This window comes from Aminobacter sp. P4_H6_2 (genome assembly GCF_056400805.1).
Genome location: NZ_JBFUKO010000141.1, coordinates 1 through 10,110, shown reverse-complemented (window position 1 = coordinate 10,110; position 10,110 = coordinate 1). Strand labels below are relative to the sequence as shown.

Here is a 10,110-nt window from a genome sequence, read left to right as displayed (position 1 = left end):
TCGATTTGATCCTCGAATCGTTCGCGGCCCGGATCAAGAAACCGGCGATCCCGCTCCCCCTGGTGCAGTTGCGGGACATTCTCGGCGGCGACATGGAAGCCGGGAGCTTGGTCGGCATGCTGTCCGCGTCCGGTGAGGGCAAGACGTCGATGGCAATGCAGGGGGTGGACCACGCCGCCTCGCTCGGCTACCCGGTGCAAATCCTGTCGTTCGACCAGTCGCCCGACCAGATCGTGTCGCAGCGCACCGGCATTGAAAACACACGGATCCGCAACCTGACAATGATGGAGAGGCGCGCCCGTTCAGTTCGATGACCGGTGGCCGCGGCGATCGGGTAAAGATCGACGACCCGCATTCGACGGAAACGGCAGAGAGCGACACGGAGCGTCAATCTGCCGTCCGCATCTTCCGAGAGGGTATTTCCGACCGCCTCAACGATGTGACCACTTCGGCCATCGTCATCATCATGCAGCAGCTCCATGAGCAGGACGTCGCGGCGGTGGCGCTGGAGCTCGATATCGGGTTCATCCACTTGAACCTGCCCATGGAGTTCGAACCGGAAACCGTCTGCCGCACCTATGTTGGCGGCGAACTGTTCTTTGAGGACCCTCGGACAGAAGACGGGGAGCTGCTGTTTCCTGAGCGGTTCCCGCCGACTGAAATCGAACGCCTCAAGAAGGCCAAGGGCTCTTATGCGTATGCTGGTCAATACCAGCAGCGGCCGACACCTCGCTCCGGTGGCATGTTCCAGCGCGGCGACTTCGAGATCGTTGATGCGGTCCCCGTCGGCGCGGTTCGATGCAGGGCGTGGGACTTTGCAGCAACCGTGCAGAAGCTAGGCAAAAAGCCTGACTGGTCCGTCGGGCTTCGAATGGCTCGTGTCGGTGGTGTTTCTACGTCGAGGATGTCAAGCGCGATCGCTGGTCGCCCGCCGACGTAGAGAAAAACCTGAAGAACACGGCGAGCCAAGATGGGTTGGACGTAAGGATCAGGATGCCAGAGGACCCAGGCGCTGCCGGTACGGCCGRCGCCGCCACCAAAGTCAAGCTGCTGGCAGGCTACGACGTGATTGCTGTTCGGCCGACGGGCGAGAAATCAGTGCGCGCCAAACCCGCGTCGGCGCAGGCGGAAGCGGGCAATGTGAGGCTGGTGCGCGGGTCATGGAAGGAAACGTTCCTCGATGAGGTCTGTTCTTTCCCGAATGCTCAGCATGACGATCAGGTTGATGCCTTCGCCGATGCTCTGAATGAGCTTGCGCTGGGCTCGACGTTCACCCTGGACAACATCTAGGTAGAAAAAGGCCCGGCAGAACCGGGCCTTGATCCATCAGTAATCGCGATGCTCTGGCATCTCTTTCAACTGTTCCTTCGTCCATGTCGTAACAGCGTGGACGTCTCCATCTTCGTCGCGCATGAAATCCAACTCAGTAGCCGCAACAGCAACTGGCTTGGCACCGATGCCAAGAAAGCCGCCGACGTCGATTACGATCTCGCTCGAAACGCCGGTTCCATGCACATGCGAAACGCTGCCGACCTTTTCGTCGTCAGCGCCATAAACAGCCGCACCCTTAAGAATGGAAGCGTTCAGCTCGTTGCTGGCGAGGCGTACGTGATTGGTATGGTCCATGTTTTTCTCCTTTTTCGGGGCTGGGACTTTTCTAACCCCTGAACTGGCGAACCGTTCCGCACGGATTTCCATTCGTGATCACCGGAAAGAAAATGAATGGCCAATATCCTGGCTCTCGCCCGCGACAGCCTGACCAACCTCGTGTCCCGTCTCGGGACCGATCGCGACAAGGCGGCTAGCTCGTTCTATTTGATGCCGATCCTGAGCGACGAGCAAGTGATCAACGCCTACCGTGGCGCTTGGCTACCCCGCAAGATCGTCGACATTCCGGCCTTTGACAGCGTGCGTGCTTGGCGTGACAGGCAGGCCGACAGCACCCAGGACGCGCGGCGAGCTCTACTCGTACCCGCTGTATTTCTGCCGACGCCCCGACGTGCTGCGCAAGGCCGTGGGCAACAGCTAAGGGGCTTCGGCCCTTGTCTCCCTCTGGCGGAGAACGAGACCATGAAATTCCATATCAAGAACAACACGCATCGCACCAAGGCTTTCAAGGTGTGGGGCGGAACTGAGGATGTGCTGCCCGGCAAGGAACGCGTCATCGACATCGAGGGCGATGTTTCGGACGAGTTCATCGATCGCACGAAGGCCAATGGTGTCGAGATGAAGCCGGCCGGTAAGTCCAAGACGGAACCGGCCGACGGCGATCAACCAAAGACTGCGGCCGATGTCCTCGCCATGGTCGACGACAAGAGCGTGCCGTTCATGTCGTTCAAATCGGCGGCCTCTAAGCTGCTCGGCGACAAGACGCCTGCCAACAAGGCTGAGATCATTGCTCGAAGAGCTCGCTACCCAACCGTGACCAATGGGCCCGGCGGAAAACTGCCGGGCCTGACTGCCTGATTATGCAAGCCAAGGGCTAAGTGCGGTAACGCACCTGCCCAAAAGGCTAGCGCGCCGGATCAACAATCCGATCGGGTGTCCGCCCTTCCTCTCCACGGTTCGTTCCGAACAGGTGTTCCGGAAGGCTACGAGGAGTCGCGTAACTTCTAAGGCACCACGGGCAGCGAGGAGCAGCGCGTGGAATGGGTCCTGCACAAGACTGACAGAACCGACGGACAATCATTTTGTATCTCCTTGCACCCTGTTCGGTGGACCGAGAGGGCTTATCTCATTGCTGGTGCGCCGGTGGTGGCGCCACCCACACCATCAATGTGATTGTCACGAAATAAAGGCGCTAGGCCTTTGGTCGCAAAGACAAAATGCCTCATGAGCCTTCGTCAAGATAAGGATCGGGTATGGCCGGCTACGGAACGAATGATGACTTCACCGCCTATGCCCTTGCCGCCGGCTACACCGTGCCTGCTGGCGACATTGGCGCGGCCCGCCAGCGAGGCAGCACCTACGTCGACGGCAGTTATGGGCTGCGGCTCTCAGGAGTGCCGACGGGAGGCGCTGAGCAGGAACGGGCATGGCCCCGCACCGGTGCTTCGGCATTCGGTGCGGCGCTCGCTTCCGATTTGATCCCGCTGCGCGTCGTCAACGCCTGCTATGACGCAGCGTTGCTCGAACTGAGGGCACCGGGTTCGCTCTCGGTGGTCGCCGACCCAGCCAAGCGCGTGAAGCGGCAGAAAGTCAACACCGTCGAGCGCGAGTTCTTTGCTCAGGGCGAACAGTCAACGGGTGCGATTGCCGGCCCTGTAGTTTCGGTCATCGACGGACTGCTGGCTCCGCTGCTGGAGCCAACACCCGTCGGCATGGGCATCTCGGTGGTTTAGCTATGCCTTCGGTTTCCGTCCGGCTCGCTTAACAGGCGTCTTCTCGGCAGGCTTGCGACCAAGCCCGAGGCTCTTCGCCAATTCTGAACGCCTTGCCGAGTAGCTTTGAGCTACCATTGGGTAATCTCTCGGCAGCGACCACTTGGCGCGATATTCGTCAGGGGTCAGACCCAATCCCGAAAGATGCCGCTTAAGCGTTTTGTACTGCTTACCGTCTTCCAGGCTGATTATGTATTCGGGCGTGACCGTCTTCTTGATGGGCATCCGAAGTGTGAGTTCTTCAGCCGGTGCGGCTGGGGTGCCGAGCTTGCCGATGCTGGAATGGATCTGCGCAATTAGGCCTGGAAGCTCTACGACGGGCACTGGATTGTTCGAAACATATGCCGCGACAATGTCAGCGGTGAGCTCAATGAGCAGATTGCTAGAATTCGGAAACTCGTCGGACATCAATACTCTCCAAGTTAATACTCCGCGATGTCGCCTACCTGAGATTCCAGTGCAGTGGAACCCCGGTGCTTTGAGGACGATAGATCAAAATGACCGGTTTCTACGCCGAGATGCAGGAAATGGCGTCCGAACTCCTTGCCGAGTTCAAGCAGGGCGTTGTCTCGCTGAATCGCACCACCACAGGCGAACCCGACCCAGCTACGCCATGGGAGCCGGGCGCCGACGGTCACCATCTATCCGCTCGACGCCACGGTGCGCCGGGTTGAGCAGAAATACGTCGATGGCACGCTGATCGTGGCCACCGACAACCAGGTCACGTTCGCCGTGCCAGCCATAGAGCCTGCCATGTCGGACGTGCTGGTCATCGACGGCGCCGAACATGTCATGAAGGACTTGCGGCCATTGCCAGCGGCGGGGACGGCTGTGTCGTACATTGCATTCGTGGCGGGCTGACCTACCCCCAAAGAAGAATGAAAGGGGACGCCACGAACAGAATACAGGTCAGAACCCAACGACCCTTTCCGTATGACGGCATGTCGGAAAGCGGCAACAACCAACGAACTAGCGCATAACCGACTGCAATGATCACGCTGTAGATCAAAGCCCAGATGAAGATATGCCAGCCGCCGCCGAAAAGCCCGATAGCTAAGCCGAAGCCTGTAAGCGCTCCAAGGACCCCGTAGCCGACGTCGAACATCAACGTTGTGGTCGTGGATAGTGGCCGCCAAATGCTTGGAAAGGCGATCGCAACAGCGGCGKTGAGAAGCCAGATGCTGACGATCGCCTGCAACGTGGATGACTCTGCGACTGAAGTTGCGACACTTGTCAGGCGGTCAGGCGTCGAAAGATGCAAGAGTTGAGCAAGACCATTTATCAGCGTGGCCCAAATCCAGAGCACAAATGCACAGATGGCAAAAATAGCGAAGTTGCCACCCGACCGCTTTACAATCTCACTCAGAATCATTGCCGATCTCTTTTTCGCTGAGGAGGATAGCATTGATGCAAATCTATCGAAACTCGGATGCTCAAGCCGAACAGCTTGTATTGAGGCGTGGTGCGCAGCTTAGGAATAGGCCGCACTCGCGATCAAGTACGCGACCAACGCTAGCGCGAGTAAGAATTCCACCGTCATAGATGGCAAATTCACTTGGCGGCGGAAAGTTCCGTAGGAGTCTAAATGCTCGTCCGCCTCACTCCCCGGCAGCAATGAAATCCTCGTCGGCCAGTACGAGCCAGCACTTCGCGCTGCCTTCCTGGAAGCAATCGACGACATCCGGTCGAACTTCGTGCTTCGGCGGGTGGTCGAATGCCTTGAGCGTGGCGATATCAACGGCGCCATTGCTGCGATGCATCTCGACGAGGCGGCATTCCACCCCTTGGACGAGGCGATCAGGCAGGCTTTCAACGGCGGCGGTGTTGCCACTGTCGAGCAGATGCCGGCGCTGCGTGACCCGGAAGGCCACCGCTTCGTCATCCGGTTCGACGCGCGCAACGTCGAGGCCGAGAACTGGCTTCGGTATCACTCGACCACGATGGTTTCGAACATCATTGCCGATCAGCAGGAAGGCATTCGCACAGCGCTTACTGCTGGCTTGGAGCGAGGCGACAACTCGACACGGACGGCGCTCGATGTCGTCGGCAGGGTGAACCGGGTCACAGGGCTGCGAGAGGGAGGGGTGATCGGACTCACCGCATCTCAGGGCACGCTGTTGCCCGAGCGCGCCAAGAGCTGGTTTCTGGCCAGCCCGATCAACTGCGCAACTATCTGACTCGCRGGCGCAGGGACACCCGCGGCAACGGAGATCGCAGGCAAAGTGGCCTCGCATTTCCCGGCAGATCTGCCGATGCGCCGAGACGGTATCACCGTCAGGGTAGCCAAGGCCTCAGACGTCGCGCCGGCCTTTGCCGAGGACACGCATTGGCATGTCCCGGTGACGATCAGATACGAGTGCTTCGGGTAGGGCAGTCAGCTACACTGATGTCTTCTGGCGGTGATGAGGGCGGCCTGTTCTTGTTGCAACTGGTCGATCTTGGCTGATTGCCTGCTCTTGATTGCCGAGACAGCCTTGGCGCCTCCCGGTGCCCAGAACGGAATATTCCACTGGCTCACCTTGCCGCGATTGATTGCCGTCGTCGAAATGTTCGCCGAGGTTTTGCCAATCGCGTTGTTGAGATCGTTGCACGAAGTTACAGCGTATTGCGATTGATTGACACGGCCAGAAGCACCTTGGGACGCGCAACCCGTCGCCGAAGCGAGGGCGAGGAATAGTGCTGTCCCTCTAAAACTGAGAGCTTTCACCTTCATTGGTGCAGCCTAACAAGCCCATCCAGCAATGGGAACCATCCCCGGCCATCCGGGTAACCGGCCTCGCTAGCGCGGGGCCGTTTTTATGTCAGCCATTGATAAGGAGCAACCCCGATGGCGAACACCAACAGGGGCAGGAAGTTCTATATCTGCGCCACGCCGCAGCCTGCCGATCTCAGCCAGGCACAGTTCGAGGCGCTGACCTATATCGAGGTCGGCAACGTCGGTTCCGTCGGCGAGACCGGCATGAACACGAACATCGTCAGCTACGACGAGCTGGCGACCGACGTCACCCAGAAGCAGAAGGGCATCAGCAACGCTGGCGATCCTGACGTCGAATGCGCCCGCAACCCGATCGACGCCGGCCAGATTGCCATGCACGCTGCAGCGGCGACCAAGTTCTACTACGCGACGAAATTCGAAGACGCCGACGCGCCCGACGCGAGCCACACCAACTCGGTCTACTTCAATCGCGGCTTGGTGACCGGCCCGAAGCGCCCGAACGGCCGGAACGAAGACTTCATCTCGAAGTGTTCACGCGCGGCCTTGTGCAGAAGGAGATTGTCGTCAACCCGGGTCAACTCTCGCCTGCCTGCCATCGCTGGTATCGCCCAGGTCGGCCAGACGCTTACCGCTGTGGCCGGTCGTTGGTCCGGTGAGCCGGCGCTGACCTACCAGTGGAAGAAGGGTGCCGCCAACATCAAAGGCGCAATTGGTGCGACCTATGTCCCGGTCGCCRGCGACCTCGGCGCCGCGATCACCGTCGTTGAGACGGTCACCAACCCCGCAGGCACCGCGTCCGCGACAAGCGGCGGCACGGCCAACGTCATCGCCGCATAACCGGAGCAGATCATGGACATTCTTGCCATTCAGCCGTCGACTATCAGCGTCGACATCAAGCACCCTGCCACCGGTGCATCGATCGGCCTGACCATCGAATGCGTCAGCCTCGAAGATGATCGGGTTAAGCAGGTCGAGCGGGCGATCAAGAACCGTGCGCTTCGAGGGGGCCGAAACACCGTCACTGCCGCGAAGATCGAGGACAACACCGCCGAGATCCTGTCTGCAGCGATTGTCGGCTGGAAATGGGAGAAGCCGTTGCTCTCGCCTGCCAACGGAAGAAGGCCGAGGTCTACGGCGAACAGCCTAACTTGGACGGTGATCCCAATTCACCCCTGACCAAGATCAACGTCGGCAAGCTCCTCGCTGCTGGCTGGATCGCCAAGCAGATCGATACGGCGCTGGGGGACGAAGCCGCTTTTTCGCGAAATAGGGCCGGTGCTGGCTGAGCACGTCGCTCAGCATGTCCGGCTCAACACGCTCGACGAGAATGGGGGGACGCGTCGGGAGCGCAATGAACGGTCCGAGGTTGCCACAGCGGAGCCCGAGCCGGTAGACCCCGAATTCGAATAACGCTATGCGCTTCCACGATGTAGCGGCCAACCAAGCCTCAGCGAACAGGTTCAACACCTCAAACCTCGCCGCGCAGTTCCAAGACATCACTGTGTCGGCGTAGATAGGCATGGGCGCACTTCAGATTGCACAGCTAGCTGAGAACGCACAACTCATTGCAGATGATGAAGAGTGGGATTGATCATGTCCCGCTTTCTAACGGTAGGACGCGTGGTCACTGAGGAAATGGCGAAACCGTATGCCTACTGCTGAGTAAGCGCCAAGGGCATCCCATCTGGTTTTAGGTAAAGCTTCAGGCGACATTTGGCACGAGCGATCCAGATTGGTGCCATGTTCTATGTCTACGCCTATGCCTGCGGATAGAAATTTTCATTTGATTGAGGCSTTTCCGGCTCCGTTTGAAGGTGCGCCAATTGCGCGTCGTCGGCGCTGGTCTGATGCGTTCAAAGCGGCGATGGTGGCCAAGAGCTTTGAGCCTGGAGCAAACATCTCGGCCTTGGCCCGGGAGATCGGGATCAGCCCATCCCAACTGTTTGGCTGGCGGTCGATCGCCGTGGGAAAGAACTCGGCTGAGCGGCGCACAGACGAGTTGTCATCATCGGGCCGCGGCACGATTGACGTGTCTAGGCTCGTCGAGGTCGAGATCGACGGGGTGAGGATCCGGATTGGGCCGGATGTCGAGGAAGCGCATCTGCGGCGCGTTCTGCGAGCGGTGCGCTCGGCATGATCCCGACCAGTGTGAAGGTTTATCTGGCCAGTCATCCCGTTGATTTTAGGAAAGGTCCCGACAGCCTTCTTGGTTTGGTGCGCGATTCTGGGGCAGATCCGTTCAATGGTTCGCTTTATGTCTTTCGCGCGAAACGGGCTGACCGGATCAAGATCGCCTGGTGGGACGGGTCGGGGATTTGCCTCTACTCCAAGCGGCTGGAGAAATCGCAGTTCTGCTGGCCGCGGATCGGCCACAACCGGGTCCAGCTCAACCACGCCCAGTTGCTGGCGCTGGTCGACGGGATGGATTGGAAGAAGGTCCGGCCACCGACCGTGAAGCGGCCGCTATCGGCCGGCTAATGCTGCTGTGGCAAAGTGAATCACGCTATTGAAACGATTGGGAAAATCGCTCTGTCCGTGCTGAAATGCGGTCATGTCGCCGACCGTTGCAGAACTTCCCGACGATGTTGATGCGCTGAAAGCGATGGTCTTGGCCATGGCTGGGCAAGCAGCCCGGCTCGAGGCGCGCAATAGCGACCTGGAAGCACAGACCAATCATCTCGCCCTGATCAACAAGGCTGCCGACGAGCGCATCGCGACGCTGACGGCAATCGTGAAGATGCTGGAGCGYGCGCGCTACGGCCGGCGCTCGGAGCGGCTGGGCGGCGCGATGTTGGACGACGACCAGTACGCCTTCGTGCTCGACGAGATCGAGACGGGTCTTTCGGCCATCCAAGCGGAGCTGCAGGGCGTCGGTCAGGAGCGTCCGAAACGCGCACCGCGTCCGCGCAAGGGCTTTGCGGCGCATCTGGAGCGGGTCGAGCAGGTGATCGAGSCGGAGGTTCCGGCCGGCTGCGAGGATCTGGAAAAGGTGCTGATCGGCGAGGACGTCTCGGAGCGTCTCGACGTGACGGCGGCGAAGTTCCGGGTGATCGTGACCCGTCGCCCGAAATACACTTACCGGGACCGCGATGGCGTGTTCCAGGCACCGGCACCGGCCCATATCATCGAAAGCGGCATCCCCACCGAGGCGCTCCTGGCGCAGATCGCCGTCTCAAAATACGCCGATGGCCTGCCGCTCTACCGGCAGGAGGCAATCTATGCCCGCGACAAGGTCGAGCTCAGCCGCTCGCTGATGGCACAATGGATGGGCAAGGTCGGCTTCGAGCTTAAGCCGCTCGCCGACTACATTCTGGAGCGGATCAAGCAGGGCGAGCGGGTCTTCGCCGACGAGACTTCGCTGCCGACCTTGGCGCCGGGAACCGGAAAGGTCCGAAAAGCCTGGCTATGGGCTTATGCGCGTGACGACCGGCCCTTCGGTGGCGCCAGCCCGCCCATGGTCGCCTATCGCTTCGAGGATGGTCGTGGCGGCGACTGCGTTGTCCGCCATATGGCCGGCTTCACCGGCATCCTGCAGGTCGATGGCTACTCGGCCTACACGCAACTCGCCAAGGCGAAAGCGGGCTCCAATGAGGCCGTCGCCCTCGCGGGCTGTTGGGCTCATCTACGTCGCCGATTTTACGAACTGCACATCAACGGCAGTTCCCAAATCGCAACGCAGACTGTCACGACCATGGCCGAACTCTGGTCCATCGAGCAGGAGGTTCGCGGCCAGGTTCCTGCCGCACGCGCAGCCGCCCGTCAGGACCGCTCCACTGTCATCGTGGCCGAGCTCTTCAAGCTCTGGGAAAAGGAGCTGCCGCGGATCTCGGGAAAATCGAAGCTTGCTGAGGCAATCCGCTACGCAACGTCCAGGCGAGCGGCCCTCGAGCGCTTCCTCGCCGACGGCCGCACCGAAATCGACTCCAACATTGTCGAGCGAGCAATCAGGCCCCAGACCATCGTCAGAAAGAATGCGCTCTTCGCCGGTAGCGACGATGGTGCTTCATACTGCTC

Annotated in this window: 16 protein-coding genes and 2 pseudogenes; 14 read left to right on the top strand and 4 right to left on the bottom strand. The window is 60.1% G+C overall.

Annotation, left to right across the window (positions count from 1 at the left end):
* From AC1DUU_RS12870 to terL, 3 genes and pseudogenes are all read left to right on the top strand, one after another.
* Positions 1-314: pseudogene (locus AC1DUU_RS12870) on the top strand (replicative DNA helicase); the annotation flags it as partial.
* Positions 311-940, top strand: coding sequence for a hypothetical protein (locus AC1DUU_RS12865; protein WP_476783808.1), 630 nt, complete (start codon positions 311-313; stop codon positions 938-940). The pseudogene AC1DUU_RS12870 and the gene AC1DUU_RS12865, both read left to right, overlap by 4 nt.
* Complete coding sequence (gene terL / locus AC1DUU_RS12860) at positions 853-1,290, top strand: phage terminase large subunit (RefSeq protein ID WP_476783809.1); 438 nt, start codon at positions 853-855, stop codon at positions 1,288-1,290. Before AC1DUU_RS12865 ends, terL begins: the two co-directional genes overlap by 88 nt.
* A gap of 36 nt (positions 1,291-1,326) precedes the next feature.
* On the opposite strand, the gene AC1DUU_RS12855 is transcribed toward terL, so the two are convergent.
* On the bottom strand, positions 1,327-1,626 hold the full coding sequence (locus AC1DUU_RS12855; protein WP_476783807.1) for a PRC-barrel domain-containing protein: 300 nt from the start codon (positions 1,624-1,626) through the stop codon (positions 1,327-1,329).
* A 96-nt stretch (positions 1,627-1,722) separates the two neighbouring features.
* On the opposite strand from AC1DUU_RS12855, the pseudogene AC1DUU_RS12850 reads away from it, so the two are divergent.
* A pseudogene (locus tag AC1DUU_RS12850) lies at positions 1,723-1,947 on the top strand (anti-CBASS protein Acb1 family protein); the annotation flags it as partial.
* Positions 1,948-2,861: 914 nt separating this feature from the next.
* Entirely contained in the window at positions 2,862-3,341 is a 480-nt protein-coding gene (locus AC1DUU_RS12845; protein ID WP_476783806.1) for a DnaT-like ssDNA-binding protein, read from the top strand.
* Here AC1DUU_RS12845 and AC1DUU_RS12840 read toward each other — a convergent pair whose 3' ends face one another.
* Positions 3,342-3,788 carry a Ros/MucR family transcriptional regulator gene (locus tag AC1DUU_RS12840; protein ID WP_476783805.1) on the bottom strand — a complete coding sequence of 149 codons (447 nt, stop codon included), beginning with the start codon at positions 3,786-3,788 and terminating at the stop codon, positions 3,342-3,344.
* An 89-nt stretch (positions 3,789-3,877) separates the two neighbouring features.
* On the opposite strand from AC1DUU_RS12840, the gene AC1DUU_RS12835 reads away from it, so the two are divergent.
* Together AC1DUU_RS12835 and AC1DUU_RS12830 are read left to right on the top strand one after the other, a co-directional pair.
* Positions 3,878-4,054, top strand: coding sequence for a hypothetical protein (locus AC1DUU_RS12835; protein ID WP_476783804.1), 177 nt, complete (start codon positions 3,878-3,880; stop codon positions 4,052-4,054).
* Positions 4,041-4,241: a hypothetical protein gene (locus AC1DUU_RS12830; protein ID WP_476783803.1), complete on the top strand. Its 201-nt coding sequence runs from the start codon at positions 4,041-4,043 to the stop codon at positions 4,239-4,241. Before AC1DUU_RS12835 ends, AC1DUU_RS12830 begins: the two co-directional genes overlap by 14 nt.
* A gap of 1 nt (position 4,242) precedes the next feature.
* Here the strand turns inward: AC1DUU_RS12830 and AC1DUU_RS12825 are convergent, their stop codons facing one another.
* Entirely contained in the window at positions 4,243-4,752 is a 510-nt protein-coding gene (locus AC1DUU_RS12825) for a hypothetical protein (RefSeq protein WP_476783802.1), read from the bottom strand.
* Positions 4,753-5,074: 322 nt separating this feature from the next.
* Here AC1DUU_RS12825 and AC1DUU_RS12820 point away from each other — a divergent pair, with 322 nt between their 5' ends.
* Both AC1DUU_RS12820 and AC1DUU_RS12815 read left to right on the top strand, forming a co-directional pair.
* A complete protein-coding gene (locus AC1DUU_RS12820; RefSeq protein ID WP_476783801.1) occupies positions 5,075-5,557 on the top strand; it encodes a hypothetical protein in 483 nt (160 codons plus the stop codon).
* 45 nt (positions 5,558-5,602) lie between these two features.
* Positions 5,603-5,749, top strand: a complete 147-nt coding sequence (locus tag AC1DUU_RS12815; RefSeq protein ID WP_476783800.1) for a phage tail terminator-like protein — start codon at positions 5,603-5,605, stop codon at positions 5,747-5,749.
* 5 nt (positions 5,750-5,754) lie between these two features.
* On the opposite strand, the gene AC1DUU_RS12810 is transcribed toward AC1DUU_RS12815, so the two are convergent.
* Entirely contained in the window at positions 5,755-6,093 is a 339-nt protein-coding gene (locus AC1DUU_RS12810; protein WP_476783799.1) for a hypothetical protein, read from the bottom strand.
* Between the two features lie 114 nt (positions 6,094-6,207).
* Between AC1DUU_RS12810 and AC1DUU_RS12805 the strand changes: the two genes are divergently transcribed.
* The 5 genes from AC1DUU_RS12805 to tnpC all read left to right on the top strand — a co-directional run.
* A complete protein-coding gene (locus AC1DUU_RS12805) occupies positions 6,208-6,933 on the top strand; it encodes a hypothetical protein (RefSeq protein WP_476783798.1) in 726 nt (241 codons plus the stop codon).
* 12 nt (positions 6,934-6,945) lie between these two features.
* Positions 6,946-7,272 carry a hypothetical protein gene (locus AC1DUU_RS12800; protein ID WP_476783797.1) on the top strand — a complete coding sequence of 109 codons (327 nt, stop codon included), beginning with the start codon at positions 6,946-6,948 and terminating at the stop codon, positions 7,270-7,272.
* A gap of 607 nt (positions 7,273-7,879) precedes the next feature.
* On the top strand, positions 7,880-8,233 hold the full coding sequence (locus tag AC1DUU_RS12795; protein ID WP_476783796.1) for a transposase: 354 nt from the start codon (positions 7,880-7,882) through the stop codon (positions 8,231-8,233).
* Positions 8,230-8,574, top strand: a complete 345-nt coding sequence (gene tnpB / locus AC1DUU_RS12790) for an IS66 family insertion sequence element accessory protein TnpB (RefSeq protein ID WP_476783795.1) — start codon at positions 8,230-8,232, stop codon at positions 8,572-8,574. Before AC1DUU_RS12795 ends, tnpB begins: the two co-directional genes overlap by 4 nt.
* A gap of 73 nt (positions 8,575-8,647) precedes the next feature.
* A partial coding sequence (gene tnpC, locus AC1DUU_RS12785) for an IS66 family transposase (RefSeq protein WP_476783794.1) occupies positions 8,648-10,110 on the top strand: 1,463 nt, incomplete at its 3' end.

Coding starts and splice junctions, on each gene's coding strand:
- AC1DUU_RS12865 (WP_476783808.1), top strand. CDS start 311: ATGACCGGTGGCCGCGGCGATCGGGTAAAGATCGACGACCCGCATTCG.
- AC1DUU_RS12855 (WP_476783807.1), bottom strand. CDS start 1,626: ATGGACCATACCAATCACGTACGCCTCGCCAGCAACGAGCTGAACGCT.
- AC1DUU_RS12845 (WP_476783806.1), top strand. CDS start 2,862: ATGGCCGGCTACGGAACGAATGATGACTTCACCGCCTATGCCCTTGCC.
- AC1DUU_RS12840 (WP_476783805.1), bottom strand. CDS start 3,788: ATGTCCGACGAGTTTCCGAATTCTAGCAATCTGCTCATTGAGCTCACC.
- AC1DUU_RS12835 (WP_476783804.1), top strand. CDS start 3,878: ATGACCGGTTTCTACGCCGAGATGCAGGAAATGGCGTCCGAACTCCTT.
- AC1DUU_RS12810 (WP_476783799.1), bottom strand. CDS start 6,093: ATGAAGGTGAAAGCTCTCAGTTTTAGAGGGACAGCACTATTCCTCGCC.
- AC1DUU_RS12800 (WP_476783797.1), top strand. CDS start 6,946: ATGGACATTCTTGCCATTCAGCCGTCGACTATCAGCGTCGACATCAAG.
- tnpB (WP_476783795.1), top strand. CDS start 8,230: ATGATCCCGACCAGTGTGAAGGTTTATCTGGCCAGTCATCCCGTTGAT.